Annotated in this window: 23 protein-coding genes; 11 read left to right on the top strand and 12 right to left on the bottom strand. The window is 63.6% G+C overall.

Translation table 11 applies throughout. From position 1 onward, the window contains the following. Positions 1 to 170 precede the first annotated feature (170 nt). The gene (locus tag LUU92_RS17605; protein WP_071491945.1) at positions 171 to 929 is read right to left on the bottom strand and encodes a TetR/AcrR family transcriptional regulator; all 759 of its coding nucleotides are present in this window, start codon (positions 927 to 929) and stop codon (positions 171 to 173) included. 357 nt (positions 930 to 1,286) lie between these two features. On the opposite strand from LUU92_RS17605, the gene LUU92_RS17610 reads away from it, so the two are divergent. The 4 genes from LUU92_RS17610 to LUU92_RS17625 are packed head-to-tail and all read left to right on the top strand — an operon-like array spanning position 1,287 to position 5,895. After that, positions 1,287 to 1,994: an ABC transporter ATP-binding protein gene (locus tag LUU92_RS17610; protein WP_257102402.1), complete on the top strand. Its 708-nt coding sequence runs from the start codon at positions 1,287 to 1,289 to the stop codon at positions 1,992 to 1,994. After that, on the top strand, positions 1,991 to 3,190 hold the full coding sequence (locus LUU92_RS17615; protein WP_257102403.1) for an ABC transporter permease: 1,200 nt from the start codon (positions 1,991 to 1,993) through the stop codon (positions 3,188 to 3,190). Before LUU92_RS17610 ends, LUU92_RS17615 begins: the two co-directional genes overlap by 4 nt. Next, positions 3,183 to 4,661: a TolC family protein gene (locus LUU92_RS17620; protein ID WP_071491948.1), complete on the top strand. Its 1,479-nt coding sequence runs from the start codon at positions 3,183 to 3,185 to the stop codon at positions 4,659 to 4,661. Before LUU92_RS17615 ends, LUU92_RS17620 begins: the two co-directional genes overlap by 8 nt. Then, entirely contained in the window at positions 4,651 to 5,895 is a 1,245-nt protein-coding gene (locus LUU92_RS17625) for an efflux RND transporter periplasmic adaptor subunit (RefSeq protein ID WP_093123954.1), read from the top strand. Before LUU92_RS17620 ends, LUU92_RS17625 begins: the two co-directional genes overlap by 11 nt. Here the strand turns inward: LUU92_RS17625 and LUU92_RS17630 are convergent. The 11 genes from LUU92_RS17630 to LUU92_RS17680 all read right to left on the bottom strand — a co-directional run bounded on the left by LUU92_RS17630 (position 5,887) and on the right by LUU92_RS17680 (position 16,854). Beyond that, positions 5,887 to 7,305, bottom strand: coding sequence for an FAD/NAD(P)-binding protein (locus LUU92_RS17630; protein WP_257102404.1), 1,419 nt, complete (start codon positions 7,303 to 7,305; stop codon positions 5,887 to 5,889). The two genes, LUU92_RS17625 and LUU92_RS17630, sit on opposite strands and share 9 nt — an antisense overlap. A gap of 12 nt (positions 7,306 to 7,317) precedes the next feature. Continuing rightward, a complete protein-coding gene (locus LUU92_RS17635; protein WP_222541534.1) occupies positions 7,318 to 8,085 on the bottom strand; it encodes an ABC transporter ATP-binding protein in 768 nt (255 codons plus the stop codon). A gap of 3 nt (positions 8,086 to 8,088) precedes the next feature. Then, a complete protein-coding gene (locus tag LUU92_RS17640; RefSeq protein WP_257102405.1) occupies positions 8,089 to 9,429 on the bottom strand; it encodes an ABC transporter substrate-binding protein in 1,341 nt (446 codons plus the stop codon). Between the two features lie 21 nt (positions 9,430 to 9,450). Next, complete coding sequence (locus LUU92_RS17645; protein WP_222541532.1) at positions 9,451 to 10,500, bottom strand: branched-chain amino acid ABC transporter permease; 1,050 nt, start codon at positions 10,498 to 10,500, stop codon at positions 9,451 to 9,453. Between the two features lie 3 nt (positions 10,501 to 10,503). After that, positions 10,504 to 11,385 carry a branched-chain amino acid ABC transporter permease gene (locus tag LUU92_RS17650; RefSeq protein WP_058423839.1) on the bottom strand — a complete coding sequence of 294 codons (882 nt, stop codon included), beginning with the start codon at positions 11,383 to 11,385 and terminating at the stop codon, positions 10,504 to 10,506. Next, on the bottom strand, positions 11,385 to 12,155 hold the full coding sequence (locus tag LUU92_RS17655) for an ABC transporter ATP-binding protein (RefSeq protein WP_093123966.1): 771 nt from the start codon (positions 12,153 to 12,155) through the stop codon (positions 11,385 to 11,387). Before LUU92_RS17655 ends, LUU92_RS17650 begins: the two co-directional genes overlap by 1 nt. Beyond that, positions 12,152 to 13,054 (bottom strand): AMP-binding protein, encoded by a 903-nt coding sequence (locus LUU92_RS17660; protein ID WP_257102406.1) that lies wholly within the window; start codon positions 13,052 to 13,054, stop codon positions 12,152 to 12,154. Before LUU92_RS17660 ends, LUU92_RS17655 begins: the two co-directional genes overlap by 4 nt. A gap of 112 nt (positions 13,055 to 13,166) precedes the next feature. Next, positions 13,167 to 14,600 carry an LLM class flavin-dependent oxidoreductase gene (locus LUU92_RS17665; RefSeq protein ID WP_071491956.1) on the bottom strand — a complete coding sequence of 478 codons (1,434 nt, stop codon included), beginning with the start codon at positions 14,598 to 14,600 and terminating at the stop codon, positions 13,167 to 13,169. Further along, positions 14,600 to 14,926 (bottom strand): acyl-CoA dehydrogenase, encoded by a 327-nt coding sequence (locus LUU92_RS17670; RefSeq protein ID WP_071491957.1) that lies wholly within the window; start codon positions 14,924 to 14,926, stop codon positions 14,600 to 14,602. Before LUU92_RS17670 ends, LUU92_RS17665 begins: the two co-directional genes overlap by 1 nt. 12 nt (positions 14,927 to 14,938) lie before the next feature. Beyond that, positions 14,939 to 16,135, bottom strand: coding sequence for an SfnB family sulfur acquisition oxidoreductase (locus LUU92_RS17675; RefSeq protein ID WP_222541531.1), 1,197 nt, complete (start codon positions 16,133 to 16,135; stop codon positions 14,939 to 14,941). A gap of 155 nt (positions 16,136 to 16,290) precedes the next feature. Next, the gene (locus tag LUU92_RS17680) at positions 16,291 to 16,854 is read right to left on the bottom strand and encodes a type II toxin-antitoxin system RelB family anti-toxin (protein ID WP_071491959.1); all 564 of its coding nucleotides are present in this window, start codon (positions 16,852 to 16,854) and stop codon (positions 16,291 to 16,293) included. A 92-nt stretch (positions 16,855 to 16,946) separates the two neighbouring features. On the opposite strand from LUU92_RS17680, the gene LUU92_RS17685 reads away from it, so the two are divergent. From LUU92_RS17685 to LUU92_RS17715, 7 genes are all read left to right on the top strand, one after another. After that, the gene (locus LUU92_RS17685; protein WP_071491960.1) at positions 16,947 to 17,876 is read left to right on the top strand and encodes a DMT family transporter; all 930 of its coding nucleotides are present in this window, start codon (positions 16,947 to 16,949) and stop codon (positions 17,874 to 17,876) included. 213 nt (positions 17,877 to 18,089) lie between these two features. Further along, on the top strand, positions 18,090 to 21,011 hold the full coding sequence (locus LUU92_RS17690) for a monovalent cation/H+ antiporter subunit A (protein WP_257102407.1): 2,922 nt from the start codon (positions 18,090 to 18,092) through the stop codon (positions 21,009 to 21,011). After that, a complete protein-coding gene (locus tag LUU92_RS17695) occupies positions 21,011 to 21,355 on the top strand; it encodes a Na+/H+ antiporter subunit C (protein WP_003174762.1) in 345 nt (114 codons plus the stop codon). The genes LUU92_RS17690 and LUU92_RS17695 overlap by 1 nt, the downstream gene beginning before the upstream one ends. Next, positions 21,352 to 23,034 carry a monovalent cation/H+ antiporter subunit D gene (locus tag LUU92_RS17700; protein ID WP_071491962.1) on the top strand — a complete coding sequence of 561 codons (1,683 nt, stop codon included), beginning with the start codon at positions 21,352 to 21,354 and terminating at the stop codon, positions 23,032 to 23,034. Before LUU92_RS17695 ends, LUU92_RS17700 begins: the two co-directional genes overlap by 4 nt. Next, positions 23,031 to 23,519: a Na+/H+ antiporter subunit E gene (locus LUU92_RS17705; protein ID WP_071493444.1), complete on the top strand. Its 489-nt coding sequence runs from the start codon at positions 23,031 to 23,033 to the stop codon at positions 23,517 to 23,519. Before LUU92_RS17700 ends, LUU92_RS17705 begins: the two co-directional genes overlap by 4 nt. Then, positions 23,516 to 23,794: a K+/H+ antiporter subunit F gene (locus LUU92_RS17710; protein ID WP_005789171.1), complete on the top strand. Its 279-nt coding sequence runs from the start codon at positions 23,516 to 23,518 to the stop codon at positions 23,792 to 23,794. Before LUU92_RS17705 ends, LUU92_RS17710 begins: the two co-directional genes overlap by 4 nt. Next, positions 23,791 to 24,129: a Na+/H+ antiporter subunit G gene (locus LUU92_RS17715; protein ID WP_028616866.1), complete on the top strand. Its 339-nt coding sequence runs from the start codon at positions 23,791 to 23,793 to the stop codon at positions 24,127 to 24,129. Before LUU92_RS17710 ends, LUU92_RS17715 begins: the two co-directional genes overlap by 4 nt. Positions 24,130 to 24,140 lie beyond the last annotated feature (11 nt).

Genomic DNA, 24,140 nt, shown 5'->3' on the forward strand with positions numbered 1-24,140 from the left:
GTTTGAAGTAGTGTTTTGAATGCATGAACTATCGCACTTTACACATCATTTCTTACATATTTTTCACGTTTTATTCACATCCCGGAACGTAGGGTGAAGCCTCATCCGTTACAAATGTTGCATATCAAGCCCGCCGCCCCAGCGGGCTTTTTTTTTGTGTCGGATTTGCTTCAGCGCAAGGCCTTGGCAACCGGCGCCGCAGCTTGTTCACGAATAGCTCGCTGAGTGTCCAGCACCCGTGCCAAAGCTGTTTCCGCTTCCGGGCTCTGCTGCGGCACACGAATCGCCGCCGACACCAGGGTGATCAGCTTGGCCATCACCTCGGCATCCGTCGCCGGGCGGCCCAGGCTCATGGAGTTCATCAGCAGCCGCAGTTCGGTACCCGCCATCACCCCGGAAATCGCCTTGAGGGCAAATTGCAGGCGCACCCCCAGCTCATTGCGCGGCAGGTCCGGCAGGGCCAGGGCAAAGGCTTCGAAGAAACGCTGGAACACCGGCTGGTAATGCACCTTGAGGTATTCCTGGATAAACGGCGAGGTGTCGCTGTAGACCCGGCCCAGGAAGCGGATGAACGAACGCCCTTCCCCATTGGCACTGGCCGGGTCGCTGCGCTCCAGGCCCATGGCCGGGGCAAACAGCACGCCGAGCAAGGTGTCGCAGTCCAGCGGGCCGTCGGACTCGGCCTCGCACCGCGCCAACAGTTCCAGCCGCTGCTCGTTGAGCGGCTCCAGGCGCTGCTTGAGCAGGGTTTGCATCAGGGAATCCTTGTCCCCGAAGTGGTAGTTCACCGCCGCCAGGTTGACCTGGGCACGCTCGGTAATCTGCCGTAACAAAACCGCGTCATATCCGTACTTGATGAAGAGAGCCTCTGTCGCATCCAGCAATCGAGTCTTGGTAATGTTTGGAGCGCTGACTTTCTTCGCGACCATAGAAGTTCCACGTGGGAAATATTGTTTTAAAAAATAATTTGATTTTTTATACCGGGGCCGCCGCCTGAAAGCAAGTAGTGACACTGCGCCATATGATCAAAAGCCTGCGCCCACCGGCTCTTTGAGACTGGTCGGATGAATTTTGAGCGGCCTGGAGGCCCATGGAGGAAATCGTTTCAAAGGATGAAACCGCTCTATATCCATGGCTGGCGAAGCAGCGGGAACACGGTTAGTATTCAAACAATATTTTAAAAACAAGAAATAAAACCAGTCCGTGACGCATGCCAGGCAGCTCCCGAACTTGTAACAATGCTTTTCCGGGGGCAGCACGGCATCGTCGAGACTGCAGGCGTAGTCATGATGACAGATACCCCCGCGCACCCAGGCTTGATCTCCCTGCAAGGCATCGGCAAAAGCTATCAGCTGGCCGGGCAACACCTGGCCATTCTCAATGATGTGTGCCTGTCCATCGCCAGTGGCGACAGCTGCGGCATCCTTGGCGCCTCCGGTTCGGGCAAAAGTACCCTGCTGAATATCCTCGGCCTGCTGGACCTGCCCAATTGCGGCCAGTACCACTTCGCCGGCCACGATATTTTCAACGCCACACCGGACCAGTTGGCGGCTATCCGCAACCAGCAGATCGGCTTCGTGTTCCAGAGTTTCAACCTGCTGCCGCGCCTCAGCGCCCTGGACAACGTCGCCCTGCCCTTGAGTTATCGCGGCGTGTCGCGGCATGAGTCGGTGGAACAGGCCTTGCGCATGCTGGATCAGGTCGGCCTGGCCGACCGCGCCCACCATCGCCCTGCCGACCTCTCCGGCGGCCAGCGCCAACGGGTCGCCATCGCGCGGGCATTGGTGGGCAACCCGTCGGTGATCCTGGCCGACGAACCCACCGGTAACCTCGACAGCACCACCGCACAGGAGATCATGGACCTGCTGCTGGCGTTGAACCGCGAACAGCAAGTCACGCTGATCATCGTCACCCACGACCCGCATATCGCCGAGCGCCTGGAGCGCAAGATCCTGGTGCGCAATGGCGTGGTACAAGAGGCCGGGAGCCTATGAGCCTGCGGGTCGAACAAAGCCTCAGCCAACTGTTGCATGAAGCGTTCGTCAGCCTGCGCACGCTGGGCAAGCGTTCGGTCCTGGCCTTGCTGGGCATCGTCATCGGCAGTTCGTCGGTGGTGGCGCTGATCAATATCGGCCACAACGCCGCCACCGACGCGGCGATGATCTTCAAGGACATGGGCACCGACACCCTGATCGCCCAGTTCCCGCCCAAGGACGGCAGCAGTATCCCCATGCCTGCCCGCCTCGACCTGGACGCCGTGCGCCAAACCGTGCCGGGGATTGCCCATATCGGCGCCCTCACGCTGTTCAGCGGGCCCATCGTGTTCCACGGTCGCACCACCAACGCCAACTTCGTCGGCAGCACGCCGGACATCAAGGACGCGATGCGCCTGGTGATGCAGCAGGGGCGCTTCCTGTCGAACTTCGATGCCAATGAAACCTACGGCGTGATCGGCGACCAGTTGGCCCAGGCGCTCGGTGCGCCAGGTGACCCGCTGCAACTGGGCGACCGTGTGCGCATCAACGACTATCTGTTCCTGATCATCGGCATCCTGCGCAACCAGCCCCGGGCGATGCTGATGCCGGTGCAGGCCAACGAGTCGCTGTTCATCCCCGCCGAAGGCATGCGCCGCATCTATGCCACACCGCAGATCGGCAACGTGATCATCCGCGCCACGCCCGGCCAGGACATGGAACGCCTTGCAAAGGACGTGGCTGGCGCCCTGAGCTCGCAGCTCTCCGACCACGATGCAGACATCCAGGTGCCCCAGCAAATGATCGACGGCATGACCCGCCAAAGCCGCACCTTTGCGTATCTGCTGCTGGCCCTGGGGGCGATTTCCCTGGTGGGCGGTGGCGTCGGGGTGATGAACGTGATGCTGATGAACGTCTCGGAGCGCCGTCGCGAGATCGGCATTCGCATGGCCCTCGGCGCACGCCAGCGCGACATCCGCAACCTGTTCCTGCTCGAAGCCGTGACCCTCACCGCCGTCGGTGCCTTGTGTGGCGCCGTGCTGGGCATGACGGCGGCCTGGTTGTACGCCTGGCTGTCGGGCTGGGAATTTGCCCTGGCGGTCGCCGCCCTGCCGCTGGGGGTGGGCAGCACGTTGCTGGTGGGGTTGTTCTTCGGCATCTACCCGGCGGTCTCGGCCTCGCGGTTGCAGCCAGTGGAGGCCCTGCGCGATGAGTAAATGGCTATGGCTGCTCGCATTCGCCAGCCTGCCCGGCATGGCCGCCGACGTGGTCATCAGACCATCGGCACCCAGCACCACCCGCAGCGGCTACGAGCGCAGCGTTTCGTTGAATGCCCAGACCACCGCCATGACCCTCGGGGATGCGGTGTACCTGGGCCTGCGCAACAACCCGGCGATCCGCAGCGCGTACCTGCAACGGGTGGCACAGAAGTTCGACCTGCGCGTGGCCGAAGATGTGTTCAACCCCAAGCTCACCCTCAACAGTTACTACCGCAGCACCCGAGGCTCCGCCGACAATACGCGCAATGCCAACGTGGCGCCCGCCACCAGCCTGCTCGGCGAGTACGGCACACGCCTGAGCATGGCCTGGACCCAGCAACTGAGCAACGCCGACCGCGCCGGTCGCTACCGCAGCGACGGCCTTGACCTGGCAATCATCCAACCGCTGCTGCGCGGTGCCGGCTGGGACGCCACCACCGCGCCGCTGCGCCTGTCGCGCCTGTCGGAACAGGCCAACCGCCTGAACCTCAAGGCCACCGTCGCGCAAACCATCAGCCAGATCATTGCCACCTACCGCGAACTGCTGCGTGCCCAGGAGCAACTGAGCATCGTGCAGGATGCGCTCAAGCGTTCCGGCACCTTGCTGGAAGTGAACAAGGCGCTGATCAGTGCCGGGCGCATGGCCGAATTCGAAATCGTGCAGACCGAAGCCGATATCGCCACCCAGCAACTGGGCGTGGAAGAAGCGCAAAACCAACTGGACACCAGCCGCCTGGCGCTGCTGCGCCTGCTGGCCCTGGACCTGTCCACGCCGATTCGCGCCACCGAAGCCCTGGAGGCCAGGCCCATGCAGATCGATAAGCGCCAGGCCTTCAACCTGGCGCAGACCCAGCAACCCGAATACCTCGCCGCCCTGCTCGGCAGCCAGCAGGCCGACCTCAACCTGGTGATCGCCAAGGACTCGGGTCGCTGGCAAGTGGACCTGGTGGCCGGCGCCAACCAGGTGCGCGCCAACACTGACAACGATACCGGCCGTTCCAACAACCGTACCTGGGACAGCTACGCCGGGGTGCAAGTGCAGATTCCCATCGGCGATATCAGCACGCGCCAGGCCGAAGTGCGCGCGCGAGTGAATGTGGAGGACCAGGCCATCCGCATCACCGATGCACGCCAGGAACTGGAACGCAGCGTCAACGATGTGGTGCGTGACCTCGGCACCCGCTGGCGCCAGTATGAAATTTCCCAGCGCGCCGTGGAATTGTCGCGGCGCAAGATCGAGATCGAGCGGGAAAAACTCAGCGCCGGACGCTCCACCAACTTCCAGGTGCTGAGTTTCGAGACCGACCTGCGCAACGCCGAAAACGCGCAACTGAATGCGCTGATCGCTTATTTGAACGCCCAGACCCAGCTCGACCTGACCCTGGGCATGACGCTGGAAAGTTGGGAAATCGCCCTCAATGACTACTAATCAGAAACGCCTGCTGGGTGCTGTGTTGATCGTCCTGCTGGGCAGTGCGGGCCTGGCCTTGCGCAGCCCGGCGTCCGATCCGGGCGGTGCCAGCGAACAGTGGCTGGCCGTCAAGCCCGAAGCGCTGGAGCACCGGATCGGCCTGGTAGGCAAGATCGAGCCTGATACCACGATCACCCTCACCGCGCCCTTCGATGGCAACGTGCAAGCCAACCTGGTGGAGCAAGGTCAGCGGGTCGAGGCCGGCCAGGTGCTGTTGCGCATGGACCCGGCCACCCTGGAAGTGCAATTGCGCGAAGCGCTTTCCGCCCAGCTCAAGGCCCGGCGCACCGTGCAAGAGATGCAGGACTGGGACAGCAGCCCCGCCGTCAGCCGCGCCCGCCGCAGCTTGCGCACCGCCGAAATGACCGCCGGCAACACCCAGCGCAAACTCACCGAAAGCGAAAACCTGTTCAAGCGCGGCATCATCCCGCGCAATGAACTGGACGACCTCAGGCAACAGACCCAGCAGCAGCAACTGGATCTCGCGTCCGCCCGCAGCGAACTGCAGCAGGCCATCGACCAGGGCAAGGGCGAGTACCGCCAGATCGCCGACATGGAGCTGACCAACGCCACGGTGAAATACGACGCCCTGCACAAGCTGCTCGACGGCCAGGAGGTCAAGGCGCCGTTCTCCGGCATCGTGGTGCCGCCACCGGGCAACACCTCATCCCAGGGCGGCGGCAACAACAATGCCCCGGTGCAGGCCGGCAGCAAGGTCAGCCAGGGCCAGGTGCTGTTTGGACTGGCGAACATTGAACGACTGAAAATCACCGCCAAGGTTTCGGAGCTGGACATCAACCAGTTGCATCAGGGCCAGGCGGTGGAAGTGCTGGGCGACGGGTTTGATGGCGAGCGGCTGACCGGCTCGGTAAGCGTGGTCAGCGGCTTGGCAATTGCCAACGACAGCCAGGGCAGCGCGCAGTTTCCGGTGACCCTGTCGATCCCCAGACTCACGCCGCAGCAGTTGCAACGGGTGCGCCTGGGGATGAGTGCGCGGCTGACCATCGTGACCTACAACAATGCCCAGGCGATGGTGATTCCCAGCCAGGCAATCCAGGCGGACAACACGGTGGAGTATCGGGAGACGATGGATAAGCCGGTGGAGCGGGTGAAGGTGACCACGGGGCAATCAACCGCGCAGGGCGTCGAAGTCTTCGGCCTGAAACCCGGCCTTGTGAAGACCTCAAGATAAATGGAAAACCCTATGTGGGAGGGGCGCCAGCTTTGCGGCCAGTGCCTTGGCTTGCAGCGCTACATCAGTCACAGCCGTGCTCTCCCACCACATCCCACGCAACGGCGGGCCCATGGCGAACAAGCGCTGGCTGACCTGCCCCTGGGCGTCCACCACTGCCCCCGACGCATCCGCCGCAATCCCCAACGCCAGCGGCCCTGGCTGGATCAGCCCACGCTTGAGCAACTGCCGGGGCAGCGGCCGCGCCACGCGGCGCCAGTCGTATTCGATACCGCTGGAGTTGATCAGCGCTGCGCCCGAGACCTGGGTGATGCCTTGCTCGCCGCGATAACGCAAACGAATCGTCACCCCTTCACCCGAAGGTTCCAACCCCTTGAACGACGCCGCCCGGATCCGCAACCGCCCCTCTTCGTGCAAGCGCGCCACCAACTGCGCGCTCAACGGCGGCGAGCGGTGGTGATGGCTCTCCCACCAGGGCCGTACATGCCTCACGAACTGGCGCTTCTCGCGCTCGCTGGCCTGGCTCCACAGGCGCGCGATATGCACGCGCACGGTGTCCAGCGGCGCCTGCCAGTCGATGCCCTGCTCCCGTGCAAGCGCGCATTGCCGGCGCACCTCGCGCAGCAACTGCCGAGGGCTGCGCAGGCGGTGGTCCTCCCCAAGGAAATCCCCCCAGGCCGGCGGTTGCCGCCGCACATGGGGCAGCAGGCCGTGACGCGAGAACACCTCGATCGGCCCGCGATGCCCGGCCTGTTCCAGGGACACCACGGCGTCGACCATGGTCAGCCCGGAACCGATGATCAGCACCGGCGCCTGCGGGTCGATCCGGCGCATCGCGCTCACGTCCCACGGGTCCACCGCCGCCGCGTTCAGCCCGCTGGATTCAGTCTGCGGTGTACGCGCCGCCGGGAACATGCCGGTAGCCAGTACCGCAAACGCGCCACGCAGTTGCTGGCCGTTATCGAGGGTCAGCAGGGTTGAGCCTTCATCCACTTGCAGGTCGACTACCTCACTACGCACATGCTCCACGCTGGATGCGGACTGCGCCTTCGCCTCGGCCAAACGTTGCTGGGCATACAAGCCGAATATCCCGCGTGGCGGGAACAGTTCGCTGATCGGCACGTGTTGCTGGTCGGACTCAGGCCAGCCGCCGGCACCGATGTAGTCGGTGAGCCATTGGGTCAGGTCGTCAGGGTTGTCCGGGTCGACACTCATGCGCGCCGCGTTGCCGTTCAGGGTGTGGCCCAGTTCGACGGCGCTGTAGGCCTCGCCCCGGCCCAGCTCGGCACGCGGTTCGATCACCAGCACCCGGAGCGCGCCCGGCCGGCGCAGCAGTTGCACGGCCAGCATCGTGCCGCTCAGGCCGCCGCCGATGATCAGGACATCAGCGTTGCGGATGGATTCATTCATGCGAAGTCGCCCTTACTGTTTGCCCAGGTAAATGTCATGCAAGTCGCCCCGCGCCAACAGCTCAGCGGCGCTGCCACTCAAGGCCACGCGCCCAGTATCCAATACGTAGCCGTGGGACGCATAGTTCAGCGCGACGTTGATGTTCTGCTCGGCGATCAGGAAGCTCACCTGCTGCTCACGGTTGAGCTGCGCGATGATCGCGAAAATCTCCTGCACGATCATAGGCGCCAACCCCATGGACGGCTCGTCGAGCAGTACCAAAGTAGGACGGGTCATCAACGCCCGGCCGATGGCGACCATCTGCTGCTCGCCGCCGGAGGTGAGGCCGGCGCGGGTATGGCGCTTGGTCTTGAGCCGTGGGAACCAGGCGTAGACGCGTTCCAGGTCGTGCTCCAGGTCCCGGCGACTCAGGCGTCGCACAAAGCCGCCGCTGCGCAGGTTGTCTTCCACGCTCAGTTGGCCGAACACATGGCGGCCTTCCAACACGTGCACCATGCCCTGGCGCACGCGCTGGCTGGGGTCGATGCCGGCCAGGTCGGCACCGGCGTATTCGATCACGCCGCGGCTGACCTCGGCCCGCTCGGCACGTACCAGCCCGGAGATGGCCTTGAGCGTGGTGCTCTTGCCGGCGCCATTGGCACCGAGCAAGGCCACAATGGCCCCCTTGGGCACGCTCAGCGACACTCCGGCCACCGCGAGGATCGCGCCGTCGTAGATCACTTCGATATCGTTGACCGTCAGCAGCGACGACTGCGCGGCATCGGTGGCGGGCTGGCGCATGATTTATTCGTCCCCGGTACAGGTGCGTGGCGTCAGGCCTTTTTCCTTGGCGAACGCTGCCGACTTTTCATCGATCAACGGGCGCAACAACCCACGGTCGGCGGCGATCCACTCACTGATCAGCGTCCAGTTGGCGCCGTCCCACTGCTGCACCCGCGCCGAGCCGCCGCCTTCGTGATCGCGGCACGACAGCTTGAGGTTCTGCATCAGGCCCAGGTAGCCCATGTCCTTCAAGCGCGCATCGTCGATGTTCAGGTGTTCCAGGCCCCAGCGGCCTTCTTCGCCATTGAGCGGGCGCTTGCCGAACTTGGCCTGGCCGGTGCGGATCGCCTCCACCGCCACGGCGGCGTTCACCAGGCCGGAATTGTAGTAGACGCTGCCGAAGTTCTTCAGGTCCTTGAGGTCACTGTGGCCCTTGTCGAGGATGTATTGCTTGAGGCGTTTGTGGATCTCGAAATCAGCCCCGGCCGGGTATGGCGTAAGGGCCAGGTAGCCTTTGGCGGCGGCGCCTGCGGGCAATACGTCTTCACTGGAACTGGCCCAGATGTCGCCGATGATGTGGTCCACCGGAAAGCCGAAGCGCGCGGCGGTCTTCACCGCCACCGGCGTGGACACGCCCCAGGTGCGCAGGAACACCCAGTCCGGGTTGGCCTGGCGCACCTGGCGCCATTGCGCAGACTGCTCGTTGCCGGGGTCGGCGACCGGGATCTGGATGTTTTCGAAGCCGTATTTTTCCGCCAGCAACTTGAGCGGGCCGAGGGTTTCGCGACCGTAGGCCGAGTCGTGGTAGACCGTGGCGATCTTCTTGCCCTTGAGCTTGTCGAAACCGCCTTCACGCTGTGCGATGTAGTTCACCAGCGTCGACGCTTCGCTGTAGAACGTCAGCATCACCGGGAAGTTATACGGGAACACCGTGCCGTCGGTGGCTTCGGTGCGGCCGTAGCCGAGGGTGATCAGCGGGATCTTGTCCACCTCGGCCCGCTCGCTCAGCGCATACGCCGCCGGCGCGCCATTGGGCTGGTACACCGCGACAGGCGCGCCATCCAGGCCATGCTTGAAGCGCTCGTAGCACTCGATGCCCTTCTCTGCCGTCCACTCGGTCTCGCATTCCTGCCACACCAGCTTGACGCCGTTGATGCCACCTTCGACCTCGTTGATGTAACGCAGGTAATCGATCATCCCGGCCCACACCTGCACGCCGCTGGACGCATAGGCGCCCACACGATAGGTCGCCAGGGGAATGAATTGCTGGTCCGGCGAGGCCATTGCCTGGGGGACTGCACCGGCCAAGGTTGCCAGCGTAAACGCGGCGCCGATCAAGGAACGTTTCAAGGATGCACGCATAGGGATTCTCTTAAGGGAATGTCAGAAACGCAGCGGCCACTGCCGCACGCGGTCACGCAAGTTGTGCAACAGGCGAATCAAGCCCTCGGGTTCCTTGATCAGGAACACGATGATCAACACGCCAAAGATGATTTTCTGCAGGTTCTGCAACTGCCCCGCATCCACCGAGCCGCCGAACAACGCCTGCCCGGCATGGCTGAGGAAGATCGGCAGCAAACTGATGAACGCCGCCCCGACAAAGTTGCCGGCGATGCTGCCCATGCCGCCGATAATGATGATGAACAGGATCTGGAAGGAGCGATTGATATCAAAGCTACTGGCGCTGGCGGTGCCCAGGTAGGCGAACGCCCACAGCGCACCGGCTATGCCCAGGTAGAACGAACTGACCGCGAACGCCAGGCGCTTGTAGCGCACCACCGGAATGCCGACCACGGCGGCGGCGGTGTCCATGTCGCGGATCGCCATCCAGTTGCGGCCGACCTGGCTGCGCACCAGGTTGATCGCGGTCCAGGTCAGCAGCAGTACCGTGACCAGGGTCAGCAGGTAGCGGCCCAGCGGTGTGTTGAGGTCATGGCCGAACAGCGCTAGCCTGGGCGCGGAAATGGTCCCGGACGAACCGTAGTTGTAGAACCAGGGAAACTTGACGAACAGCCACTCCAGGAAAAACTGCGCAGCCAGGGTGGTGACCATCAGGTAGAAGCCCTTGATCCGCGAGCTGGGCAGGCCGAACAGCAGGCCGACCAACGCACTGATGACCCCGCCGCCGAGCAGCGCCACCGGCAACCCCAGCTCCGGCAGGCGCAGCAGAAAACCGTAGGTGGCAAACGCACCGACGGCCATGAAGCCGGCCGCGCCCACCGAGGTCTGCCCGGTATAGCCGGTGAGCAGGTTCAGGCCCAGCCCGGCCAATGACAGCACCAGAAACGGGATCAGGATCGCGTTCAGCCAATAGTCATTGCCCCACAGCGGCACCCCGATAAAGGCCAGTGCCAGCAGGCCAATCAAGGCCCAGGGGATGCGCCGCTGAATCAGCAGCAACGGCGCGGTGTGTTGTGCAAGAGGGATCGACATGTTTCAGACTCGCTCGATGGCGCGCTCGCCGAACAGGCCGGCGGGGCGGATATACAGGAAGGCCAGGGCCAGAACATAGGCGAACCATGGCGTGATACCGCCGCCGATCAACGGGCCGATGTACACCTCGGCAAGGTTCTCCGCCGCGCCGACAATCAGCCCGCCGACAATCGCCCCGCCAATCGAGGTAAAGCCGCCGATGATCAACACCGGCAAGGCCTTGAGCACCACCAGCGACAACGAGAACTGCACCCCCTGGCGCGCGCCCCACAGCAGCCCGGCCACCAGCCCGACGATGCCGGCCACCGCCCAGACGATCTGCCAGATGCGGTTGAGGTTGATGCCGATGGACAGCGCCGCCGTGGTGTCATCCGCCACCGCGCGCAGCGACACGCCGATGCGGGTCTTGTTGAACAGCAGCGCCAGCACCGTCACCAGCACCACCGCAGCGGCGGCAGCGATCAGGTCGAACTGGCTGAGCATCAGCGGGCCGACGAACAGCGGTACGTCGTCGATGCCCAGGTCCAGCGCCCGCACCTGGGAGCCCATCAACCCCTGGGCCAGGCCCTCGATAATGAACGACAGGCCCAGCGTGGCCATGAACAAGGTGATCTGCGAACGGTTCACCAATGGCCGCAGCACCAGGCGCTCGATCAGCAAGGCGCCGACACTCATCACAATCACCGTGAGCAGCAACGCCAGGGCAAACGGCACGCCCTGGTCATGCAGGCTGACGAACGTCAGTGCAGCAAACAGCAGCATCGCGCCCTGGGCAAAATTGAACACGCCACTGGCCTTGTAGATCAGCACGAAGCCGATGGCGACCAACGAATACATGGTGCCGGCGAGCAGGCCGCCGAGCAGGGTTTCAAAGAAAAACGTCATCAGTGCACCACTCCCAGGTAAGCCGCGATCACCTCGGGGTTGGCCTGCACTTGCGCCGGCGTGCCGTCGCCGACCTTGCGCCCGTAGTCGAGCACCACCACATGGTCGGACAGGCCCATGACCACGCCCATGTCGTGTTCGATCAACACCACGGTGGTGCCGAGGTCGCGGTTGACGTCGGCAACGAAGCGCGCCATTTCCTGTTTTTCCTCGGCGTTCATGCCGGCCATGGGCTCGTCCAGCAGCAACAAGCTCGGCCCTGCGATCAACGCCCGGCCCAGTTCCACGCGTTTTTGCAGGCCGTAGGACAGGTTGCCCACCAGCACATCGCGGTGGGCTTGCAGTTCCAGGAATTCGAGAATGCCTTGGGCGCGCAACCGGAACGCTTCGGCTTCCCGGCGTGCGCGAGGCAAGCCCAGGGCCTGTTCGATAAAGCTGCTGCGCATATGCCGCGACAGGCCGGTGAGGATGTTGTCGAGCACGCTCATTTTCTTGAACAGCGCGTTGTTCTGGAACGTGCGCCCAATGCCGCGGCGCGCGGCGCCCAACGGATCGATACGGTGAAAGTGCTGGTCTTCGAACACAATCTCGCCGGCATCGAAGCGATACACGCCATTGAGCACATTGAGCAGCGAACTCTTGCCGGCACCATTCGGCCCGATCAACGCGCAGATCTCGCCGCGCAACACCTCGAAGGACAAGGCATTGATCGCCTTGACCCCCTTGAACGACAGCGAGATATTCCGCACCTGCAAAATGGCCTGGCTCATGCGATGTCCCGTTTGAATTCCGCCAGCCATACCGGTGAATGGGCGGCTTTGACGGGTTGCCAGATGTACGCCAGGCGCTGGAAACCCAGGAGCCGGCGCACGCGGTTTTTCAGCAGGCGCCGCAGGCCGCTTTGCGGGTGGGCGATGGCCCAGTCGCATAAGCGTCGGCGCCAGGTGCCGTGGGGCGCCAGGCGGCTTTCGATCTCGTCGGCCAGGTGCTGCAAGCGTGCGGGCGACAACAGCAGGCCGGTGGGTGCGACTTCGCTGCGGTCGCGCCGCGCCGAGGCCAGGCTTTCAGGGAAGGCCAGACCGTGACCGCTGTTCAGCCATTGCTCCAGCACCACCGCCAGACCGCCCTGCCAGTGGGTGCCCTCTTCGCTCCACAACAGGGTTTCACCCGTGGGCTGCCACCAGCGTGCCAAGTGTTGCGTCGGCGCCAACGGGCCGAGCAACTGCGCAAAATCCAACAAGTTGGCCGACTGCCAGTGCCGCGCAGTCTGGCGGCACTGCACATAGGAATGGGTCGGGCGAATGCGCCACAGGTGGTGTTGCAGCGCCTCGGGCTCCAGGTCATCGGCCAGGGTCAGCACCTGCGCGCCGATGGATTGCGCCGCCAGGGCCAGCAACAGCAGGTTCGGCTCGAACGCCCCGCTGAGGGCCAGCCGCGATTGCTCGCTGACCCCCTGCTGGCGCAAGCCATCGGCCAGGCGCTCCACATCGCGCAAGGCGTCGATCCAGCGCCATGCGTACCACTGCCCCTGGCGCTTGTGGCGCAGGGCGGTGTGCAGCGGCGTAATCTGCGCCCAGTGGTGCAGTTGTTCGAGGGCCTTGGGCAGGTGGCCGAGCCATTCGGCGGGCCACTCCACGGCCAGTGGGCATTTGAGTTCGTGCACGCTCATAGGGGTAGTGCTCCTATTGGTGTGTGTGCGTGCGGTGGTCCGCTGGCTGGATTATTTGGATCAACACCGATCTACTGTGGGAGGGGGCTTGCCCCCGATGGCGGTGTGTCAGTCACAAGTGCTTTGACTGGACTGCCGCTATCGGGGGCAAGCCCCCTCCCACATTGGTTATGTGCGCGTCAGATAAATTGCGGTAGCCGGCACCAGGGTGGTTGGAGGCCAACCTTGCGCCGTCGCCAAACAACTTCTCGCGCAACGTGCCCTGGGCATACTCGGTCTTGTACACCCCGCGCTTCTGCAACTCCGGCACCAGCAGGTCCACGGCGTCGATGAAGGTCTCGTGGGTCAGGGCGTAGGCCAGGTTGAAGCCGTCCACATCGGTCTCTTCGACCCATTCCTGCAAAAGGTCCGCGACGGTTTCCGGGCCGCCGACGAACAGCGGGCCAAAGCCGCCGATACCGACCCAGTCGGCCAGCTCATTCGGGGTCCAGACCTTGTTCGGATCGGCCGTAGAGAACGCCTCTACCGCCGATTGAATGGCGTTGGTATGCACGTGCCTGAGTGGCTCATCCGGTTTGAATTGGCTGAAGTCGATGCCGGTCCAGCCGGAAATCAGCGCCATGGCGCCTTCATAGCTGACATAGGATTTGTACTCCTCGAACTTGGCTTTGGCCTTGGCATCGGTTTCGCCGACGATCACCGTCTGCAAGTTGAAGATCAGGATTTTCTTCGGATCGCGCCCGGCTTCGGCCGCACGTCGGCGGATGTCGGCCACGGTCTTTTTCAGCAGCACCTTGGACGGCGCGGCAACGAAGACGCACTCGGCCTGTTCGGCGGCGAACTGCTTGCCACGGCTCGACGCGCCCGCCTGGTAGAGCACTGGCGTGCGCTGCGGCGACGGTTCGCAGAGGTGAATGCCGGGCACCTGGAAGTGTTTGCCGACGTGGCGGATCTCGTGGATCTTGCTCGGGTCGCTGAAAATCCGCCGTTCGCGGTCACGCAACACGGCGCCCTCCTCCCAACTGCCTTCCCAGAGTTTGTAGCAGACCTCCAGGTATTCCTCGGCGTAGTCGTAGCGCGCATCGTGCTCGGTCTGGGCCTTCTGGCCGAGATTCTTGGCGCCACTTTCCAGGTAGGAGGTGACGATGTTCCAGCCGATGCGGCCCTTGGTGAGGTGGTCCAGGGTCGAGAGACGGCGGGCGAACGGGTACGGATGTTCGAACGACAACGAAGCGGTCAGGCCGAAGCCCAGGTGTTCGGTGACCAAGGCCATCGGTGCGATCAGCGACAGCGGGTCGTTGACCGGCACTTGGGTGGCCTGGCGAATCGCCGCGTCGCCGTTGCCGTTGTACACGTCATAGATGCCCAGCACGTCGGCGATAAACAGGCCGTCGAACTTGCCGCGTTCAAGGATCCTGGCGAGGTCGGTCCAATATTCCAGGTCCTTGTACTGCCACGAACGGTCACGCGGATGCGCCCACAGGCCCGGCGACTGGTGGCCGACACAATTCATGTCGAAGGCGTTCAAGCGGATTTCACGGGACATCAAAGCACTCCGTTGAGGTGGTAGTTGCCGACGATCTGGTACTTCGTACGCAGCGGGTCATCAAGGCTCGACGGCAGTGCGGTGCGTTGGCCGGTGAGTTCGAACTCGGCGTTGCTCGCGGCGATCAGCGCCTCTGCGGCGGCGATTTGCGCTTCGGTCAACGCCACCGGGCCTGGATGGGTTTCGGCGCGTTCAAACAAGGCCGCGGCCACATCGACGCGAATCTGCAAGTCGCCGAAGCGGCTGATCACGTAGGGGTCAGTACTGTTTTCAACGTGACGGCGGGTGCTGTCCAGCAGTTGGCGCGCAAGGGTCAGTGCAGTCATGGGTGAGGTTCCTCAGTTCCAGGCGTGGCGCGCAGGTTTTACGCCGTTGAGCACATAGTTGCCGATCAGGTGGTATTTCCAGCGCGCCGGGTCGTGCAGAGTGTGGGTGCGTGCATTGCGCCAGAAGCGGTCGAGGTTGTGCTTGCCGGTGACCGAGCGGGTGCCGGCCAGTTCGAACAGTTTGCTACTGGCGAGCAAGGCGGTTTCGGCAGAAAGGACTTTGGCTTGGGCGACCACCAGTGAGGCGTGGGCGACGCTGTCTTCGCCGGGCTCGGCGAGGGCGCGGTCCACCGCTTCCCCCGCTTTGGCGAGGATGGCTTCGGTGCCGTGCACGCGCCATTCCAGGTCGCCGATGGCGGCGATGGTGAACGGGTCCTGCCAGCCGTGATCCTGTTGGCTGTCGATCCAGGGCCGCGCCTGGCGTGCGTAGATTTTCGCCTGCTCCAAAGCGCCAACGGCAATACCGGTATCGACCGCCGCCTGAATGATCTGCGAGATCGGGCCGTTGGCGGTGGGCTGGTCGAAGGCCAGGTGGGCCGGGATTACCGCGCTCAAGGGCACGCTGACGCCATCGAGGGTCACGCCGCCGCTGGCGGTGGTGCGCTGGCCGAAGCCGTCCCAGCTGTCGATCACGTTCAGGCCGGGCGCGTCGCGTTCGACAAAGGCAATAAAGGCCTGGCCGTCTTCATTGTTGCCGACGGTGGGCACCAGATGGGCGAACAGCGCGCCGGTGCAGTAGAACTTCTCGCCGTTGATTTGCGCGGTGTCGCCATGGAAGCGAATCTGCGTGTCGAAGGTGCCGGCGTTCTTGCTCTTGGCTTCGGAGAAGGCGTTGCCGAAGCGATAGCCCTGGAGGACTTTGCCGAAGTAGTACCGTTTTTGTGCCTCGGTCGCGGTTTGCAGCAGGATGTCCACCACGCCCAGGTGGTTCTGCGGAATCTGCCCCAGGGACGGATCGGCGGCGGAGATCAGCTTGATTACCTCGGCCACGGTCACATAGGACACGCCTGCGCCGCCGTACGCTTTGGGAATAGTGATGCCCCACAGGCCGCTCGCGGAGAACTCGTCGAGCTCGGCCACCGGCAGGCGCCGCTCACGGTCGCGCGCACTGGCCTCGACGGCAAAGCGTTTGGCCAGGCGCGTGGCGACCTCGATGGCCTCCGCGTCCGAGCGGATGATATGGGCAGGGTGTTGAGGGTGGGCTGACATGGGCCGACTCCAGGCTCCGAGGGGATTACCTGGGTGATTGCAGGAGTCGTGCCTGAATCTAATCGCCAATAAAATCAGCGAGTTGCTGGCATTTCAGCGCAGCCGAGCGCGTTTCAAACCAGCAAAGTGTCCATCCACTGTTGCCGGAAGAACAGTTAGATCACCACGTTGCGCACAAAGCGCACCGCCATGTCGCCGTCATTGCGATAACCATGCACGTTCCGGCTGGCGAACATATAAAACTCACCGGCGGCGACGCGCTTTTCTTCATCGCCCACCAGCAGCGTGAGGCAGCCTTGGAATACGAACAACTGCACGCTCCAGCCATCCGGGTCGGGGTCAGGGTTGTAGCGATCGCCCGGCTCCAATTGCATTTCCCACAACTCGACCTCGCGCCGCGCCGTGGCCTTGGCCAGCAACACCGCCTTGCTGCCGGGAATGTCACCGGCCCAGGCCAGTTCGTTGATGCGGCTGTGGTCGGGGGCATCCGGCGCCTGGATCAGGTCACTGAACGCCACGTCCAACGCTTCGGCCACGCGGTCGAGGGTGGACAAGCTGACGTTCTTTTCGCCCGCCTCGATGGCCACCAGCATGCGCCGGCTGACGCCGGATTTTTCCGAGAGCGCAGTCTGGCTCAGGTCGGCGGCATGCCGCAGGCGACGGACGTTCTGGCTGACGTGCTGCAGGACCGAAGCCCGGTGGGGATTTTCTTTGTGCACTATATTGCTCAATGGGTGGGTGTGCGCAGTATACTGCCCAGCGTGCGGCGCATTGTGCGGTCCGTGCCTTTCCCTTGCAAGACCGAGCCGCCATGACCACCCCGACCGCCTCCCCTCGTTTCAACCGTTTCAGCAAAGCCGAATGCATCCTGGTGGTGATCACCATGATCTGGGGCGGCACGTTTTTGCTGGTGCAGCACGCAATGACGGTCAGCGGGCCGATGTTTTTTGTCGGTTTGCGCTTTGCCGCCGCGGCGATTGTGGTGGGGTGCTTTTCCTTGCGCACGTTGCGCGACCTGACGCTGTTCGAATTGAAAGCCGGGGTGTTTATCGGTGTGGCGATCATGTTTGGCTACGGGCTGCAAACCATTGGCTTGCAGACCATCTTGAGCAGTCAATCGGCGTTTATCACGGCGTTATATGTGCCGTTCGTACCGCTGTTGCAATGGCTGGTGCTGGGCCGTCGCCCGGGGTTGATGCCGAGCATCGGTATTATGCTGGCGTTTACCGGCTTGATGCTGCTGACCGGGCCGGCGGGGGCTTCGCTGAATTTCAGTCCCGGTGAAATCGCCACGTTGATCGGTGCGGTGGCAATCGCGGCGGAGATCATCCTGATCAGCGCCTTTGCCGGGCAGGTGGACGTGCGTCGGGTGACCGTGGTGCAACTGGCCACGGCGTCGTTGCTGTCGTTCCTGATGGTGGTGCCAATGGGCGAGGCGCTGCCGGGGTTTTCGTGGTTGCTGCTGTTCAGCGCGGTGGGCCTGGGTTTGACCAGTGCGGTGATCCAGGTGGCGATGAATTGGGCGCAGCAAAGTGTTTCGCCGACCCGCGCCACGTTGATTTATGCCGGTGAGCCGGTGTGGGCCGGCGTGGTCGGGCGGATTGCCGGGGAACGCTTCCCGCCGATCGCGATGGTGGGGGCGGCGTTGATTGTGTTGGCGGTGATTGTCAGCGAGATGAAGACCAAGGGGCAGAAGGCCCTGGAATTGCGCGATGAGAGGGAACAGGAACAGCAGGGATAAGGTCCGAGTACTTGCAGTGGCTGTCAGATCGCCATCGCGGGCAAGCCCGGCTCCCACAGGGGGGGCGGTGTCGCGTGCCCGAATCGGGTTACCTGAAACAATGCCAAATGGGCGATTTCGGCTTAGCTTGTAGGATCCTGCCACATCTTGCCGTTTGGTGATCGTGAAAGCGGCACGTATGATGCATCCCAAACTCCCGCAGATTAGAAGCCTATGTCCCTGATAGTTCTACTGCTTCTGCCGTTCATTGGCAGCTGTCTGGCGGCCTTGCTGCCGCACAATGCACGTAACACCGAATCCCTGCTGGCCGGCCTGGTGGCCCTGGTCGGCACTATTCAAGTCGCCCTGCTCTACCCCCAGATCGCCCACGGTGGCGTGATCCGCGAAGAATTCATGTGGTTGCCCAGCCTCGGGCTGAACTTCGTGCTGCGCATGGATGGGTTTGCCTGGCTGTTCTCGATGCTGGTGCTGGGCATCGGCACGCTGGTGTCGCTGTATGCGCGCTATTACATGTCGCCGGACGATCCGGTGCCGCGCTTCTTCGCGTTTTTCCTGGCCTTCATGGGGGCCATGCTCGGGCTGGTGATCTCCGGCAACCTGATCCAGATCGTGTTCTTCTGGGAACTGACCAGCCTGTTCTCGTTCCTGCTGATCGGCTACTGGCACCACCGCGCCGATGCGCGCCGTGGGGCGTACATGGCGCTGATGGTCACCGGCGCCGGCGGCCTGTGCCTGCTGGCGGGCGTAATGTTGCTGGGGCATATCGTCGGCAGCTATGACCTGGACCAGGTACTGGCGGCGGGTGAGCAGATCCGCGCGCATTCGCTGTACCCGGTCATGCTGGCCCTGGTGCTGATCGGCGCCTTGAGCAAAAGCGCGCAGTTCCCCTTCCACTTCTGGCTGCCCCACGCGATGGCGGCCCCTACGCCGGTGTCGGCGTACCTGCATTCGGCAACGATGGTGAAGGCCGGCGTGTTCCTGCTGGCCCGCCTGTGGCCGTCGCTGTCCGGCAGCGAAGAATGGTTCTGGATCGTCGGCGGTGCCGGCGCCCTTACCCTCCTCCTCGGCGCTTACTGCGCCATGTTCCAGAATGATCTCAAGGGCCTGCTGGCCTACTCCACCATCAGCCACCTCGGGCTGATCACCTTGCTGCTGGGTCTCAACAGCCCGCTGGCGGCCGTCGCAGCCGTGTTCCACATCCTCAACCACGCCACGTTCAAGGCTTCGCTGTTCATGGCCGCGGGCATCATCGACCATGAAAGTGGCACGCGGGACATCCGCAAGCTCAGCGGGCTGGTGCGGTTGATCCCGTTTACCGCGACCCTGGCGATGGTGGCCAGTGCGTCCATGGCCGGCGTGCCGTTGCTCAATGGTTTCCTGTCCAAAGAGATGTTCTTCGCCGAAACCGTGTTCATCACCTCGACGGCCTGGGTGGAGTTCGCCCTGCCGTTGATCGCGACCATCGCCGGTACCTTCAGCGTGGCCTACGCCCTGCGCTTCACCGTCGACGTGTTCTTCGGCCCGACCGCGACCAACCTGCCGCACACTCCCCACGAACCGCCACGCTGGATGCGCGCACCGGTCGAGTTGCTGGTGTTCACCTGCCTGCTGGTGGGGATCTTCCCGGCCCAGGTGGTCGGCTCGATCCTCGCCGCCGCCGCGCTGCCTGTAGTGGGTGGCGTGCTGCCGGAGTACAGCCTGGCGATCTGGCACGGCTGGAACGCACCAATGATCATGAGCCTGGTGGCCATGTCCGGCGGCGTGGTGCTGTACCTGCTGCTGCGCAAGCAACTCAAGCGTGGCCGCTTCAAGTACCCGCCGGTGATCAGCTACTTCAACGGCAAGCGCGGCTTCGAGCGCAGCCTGGTGGTGATGATGCGCGGCGTGCGCAGGATCGAGAAACGCATCAGCACCAAGCGCCTGCAGACCCAATTGTTCCTGCTGGTGCTGGTGGCGGTGATCGGCGGCATGATCCCGATGCTCAACAGTGGCCTCAGTTGGGGCGACCGCCCGAAGATCCCGGGCTCCATCGTGTTCGTCACCCTGTGGCTGCTGGCGATAGCCTGTGCCCTCGGCGCCGCCTGGCAAGCCAAGTACCACCGGCTGGCGGCCCTGACCATGGTCAGCGTGTGCGGCCTGATGACCTGCGTGACCTTCGTGTGGTTCTCGGCGCCGGACCTGGCGCTGACCCAGTTGGTGGTCGAAGTGGTGACCACCGTGCTGATCCTGCTCGGCCTGCGCTGGCTGCCAAGGCGGATCGAAGAGGTGTCGCCACTGCCCAGCTCGCTGCGCAAGGCGCGCATCCGTCGCCTGCGTGACTTCCTGTTGTCGACCGTGGTGGGCGGCGGCATGGCGTTGCTGTCCTACGCGATGCTGACGCGCCAGACGCCCAACGATATTTCTTCGTTCTACCTCAGCCGCGCCCTGCCCGAAGGCGGCGGCAGCAATGTGGTGAACGTGATGCTGGTGGACTTCCGGGGCTTCGACACCCTGGGCGAAATCACCGTACTCGGCGCCGTGGCGCTGACGGTGTACGCCCTGCTGCGGCGCTTCCGCCCGTCAAAAGAGAGCATGGAGTTGCCGCCGCAACAGCGCCAGTTGGCGCCGGACGTGGCCACCGACCTGGTCAACCCGCGCCAGGCCAGCGACACCGCCCTGGGCTTCATGATGGTGCCGGCGGTGCTGGTGCGCCTGCTGCTGCCGATTGCGCTGGTGGTGTCGTTCTACCTGTTCATGCGCGGCCACAACCAACCGGGTGGCGGGTTTGTCGCCGGGCTGGTGATGTCGGTGGCGTTCATCCTGCAATACATGGTCGCCGGTACGCAATGGGTCGAGGCGCAGATGAGCCTGCGGCCGATGCGCTGGATGGGCTTCGGGCTGCTGTCGGCAACCCTGACCGGGCTCGGCGCGCTGTTTGCCGGCTACCCGTTCCTCACCACTCACACCTGGCATTTCAGCCTGCCATTGCTTGGCGACATTCACATCGCCAGCGCGCTGTTCTTCGACGTCGGCGTGTACGCCATGGTCGTCGGCTCGACGCTGCTGATGCTCACCGCCCTCGGTCACCAGTCCGTGCGGGCCCATAAACCGAGCAACCAGGCCAAAGTGGTTGCCGCAACGGAAGGAGCCGCCTGATGGAAGAAGTCATCGCAATTGCCATTGGAGTCCTGGCGGCTTCCGGCGTCTGGTTGATCCTGCGGCCACGGACCTTCCAGGTGGTGATGGGCCTGTGCCTGCTTTCGTACGGCGTCAACCTGTTCATTTTCAGCATGGGCAGCCTGTTTATCGGCAAGGAGCCGATCATCAAGGGCGGCGTGCCGCAGGACCTGCTCAACTACACCGATCCGCTGCCCCAGGCCCTGGTGCTTACGGCCATCGTGATCAGCTTCGCCATGACCGCGTTGTTCCTGGTGGTGCTGCTCGCCTCCCGGGGCCTGACCGGCACCGACCATGTGGACGGCCGGGAGCCCAAGGAATGAATTGGGTGAATCAACTGATCGTCGCACCGATCCTGCTGCCGTTGCTGACCGCCGCGCTGATGCTGATGCTTGGCGAAAAGCGCCGCCCGCTCAAGGCGAAAATCAATCTGTTCTCCAGCGTCATCGGCCTGGGCATCGCCATCCTGCTGCTGTACTGGACGCAAAAAGGCGGCCCAGGCTCGATTGGGGTTTACCTGCCGGGCAACTGGCAGGTGCCATTCGGCATTGTGCTGGTGGTGGACCAACTGTCGGCGCTGATGCTGGTACTCACCGGGATCATCGGCGTGAGTGCGCTGCTGTTCGCCATGGCCCGTTGGGATCGCGCGGGCACCAGCTTCCACGCACTGTTCCAGATCCAGATGATGGGGTTGTACGGCGCCTTCCTCACGGCGGACCTGTTCAACCTGTTCGTGTTCTTCGAAGTGCTGCTGGCGGCCTCCTATGGCCTGATGCTGCATGGCTCCGGGCGTGCGCGGGTGTCTTCGGGGTTGCATTACATTGCGATCAACCTGTTGGCGTCTTCGCTGTTCCTGATTGGCGCGGCGATGATCTACGGTGTCACCGGCACGCTGAACTTCGCTGACCTGGCGCTGAAAATTCCGCTGGTGCCGGAGGCCGATCGTGGCCTGTTGCATGCCGGTGCGGCGATCCTGGCGACGGCGTTCCTGGCCAAGGCCGGCATGTGGCCGCTGAACTTCTGGCTGGCGCCCGCCTACTCCTCGGCCAGTGCGCCGGTGGCGGCGATGTTTGCGATCATGACCAAGGTCGGCGTGTACACCGTGCTGCGCCTGTGGACGCTGCTGTTCTCCGGCCAGGCCGGTGCTTCGGCGCTGTTTGGCGGGGATTGGCTGGTGTATGGCGGCATGGCGACCATCATTTGCGCGGCGCTGGCGATGGTGGCGGCGCAGCGCCTGGAGCGCATGGCCAGCTTGAGCATCCTGGTGTCGGCGGGGATCTTGCTGTCCGCCGTCGGTTTCGCCCAACCAAGCCTGACGGCGGGCGCGCTGTTCTATCTGGTCAGTTCCACCTTGGCCTTGAGCGCGCTGTTCCTGCTGGCTGAATTGATCGAACGGTCACGCTCGGCCAACGACCTGCCGCTGGACGAAGAGATCGATGCGTTGCCCAAGGCCATGGAATCCCTGCACCCGCGCCCTGGCGTCAACCTCGATGATGAGCAGCAAGCCGTGGTCGGCCAGGTGATTCCCTGGACCATGGCGTTCCTGGGCTTGAGCTTTATCGCCTGCGCCCTGCTGATCATCGGTATGCCGCCGCTCTCCGGGTTTATCGGCAAGCTCAGTCTGTTGAGTGCGCTGGTCAATCCGCTGGGCCTGGGTGTGAGTATTGACGAACCGATCCGGCCAGCCGCCTGGGGCTTGGTGGCGTTGCTGATTCTCTCCGGCCTAGCCTCGTTGATTGCCTTCGCACGCTTGGGCATCCAGCGCTTCTGGACCCCGGAAGAACGCCCTTCGCCGCTACTGCGTCGCTATGAATGCGTGCCGATTTTCTTCCTGCTGGGCTTGAGCATCCTGCTGACCTTCAAGGCGGAACCACTGCTGCGCTACACCCAGGCCACTGCCGTGAGCCTGAACAACCCCGAGCACTATGTGATGGCGGTGATGGCCACGCGTCCGGTGCCGAGCCCCGAAGCCCAGGCCGCCGCCCTGGAGGTGCAACCATGAAGCGATTGTTCCCTGCTCCGTGGCTGTCCCTGGCGCTGTGGGTGCTGTGGCTGGTGCTGAACCTGTCGGTCAGCCCGGGCAACCTGCTGCTGGGTGCACTGCTGGGCTTTCTTGCGCCGCTGCTGATGGCACCGTTGCGACCACTGCCGATCCGCATCCGTCGCCCCGGCGTGATCATCCGCCTGTTTTTCCTGGTGGGCCGTGACGTGATCGTCTCCAACCTGCAAGTGGCCTGGGGCGTGCTGACCTGCGGCTCCCGCCCACCGCGTTCGCGCTTCATCAGGATTCCCCTGGACCTGCGCGACCCCAACGGCCTCGCCGCGCTGTCGATGATCACCACCGTGGTGCCCGGCACCATCTGGTCGGAACTGGCGCTGGACCGCAGCATCCTGCTCTTGCACGTATTCGACCTGGACGACGAGGCGCCTTTCATCGAGCACTTCAAGACCACCTACGAACGGCCCCTGATGGAGATCTTCGAATGAGCGCGCTGCTCTCCAATGCGATCCTGTTCAGCCTGTTCCTGTTCTCCCTGGCCATGGTGCTGACGCTTATCCGCCTGTTCAAAGGCCCGTCAGCCCAGGACCGGGTACTGGCGCTGGACTACCTGTACATCCTGGCGATGTTGATGATGCTGGTGCTGGGTATCCGGTATGCCAGTGACACCTACTTTGAAGCGGCGCTGCTGATCGCGCTGTTCGGCTTCGTCGGCTCGTTTGCCCTGGCGAAATTCCTGCTGCGTGGGGAGGTGATTGAATGATGCCGTTATGGATGGAAATCGTCGTGGCCGTGCTGCTGGTGCTCAGCAGTGTATTTGCATTGATTGGCGCGATCGGGTTGCTGCGCATGAAGGACTTCTTCCAGCGCATGCACCCGCCGGCACTCGCATCGACGCTGGGAGCGTGGTGTGTGGCGTTGGCGTCGATTATCTATTTTTCGGTGCTCAAGTCCGGGCCGGTGTTGCACGGGTGGTTGATTCCGATTCTGCTGTCGATCACCGTGCCGGTGACCACGTTGCTGTTGGCGCGCACGGCGTTGTTCCGCAAGCGCATGGCTGGGGATGATGTACCCGCCGAAGTCAGCAGCCGCCGTTGATCCCTATAGAA

Source organism: Pseudomonas extremorientalis (genome assembly GCF_024584605.1).
In the GTDB taxonomy this organism is placed as follows: Bacteria; Pseudomonadota; Gammaproteobacteria; order Pseudomonadales; family Pseudomonadaceae; genus Aquipseudomonas; species Aquipseudomonas extremorientalis.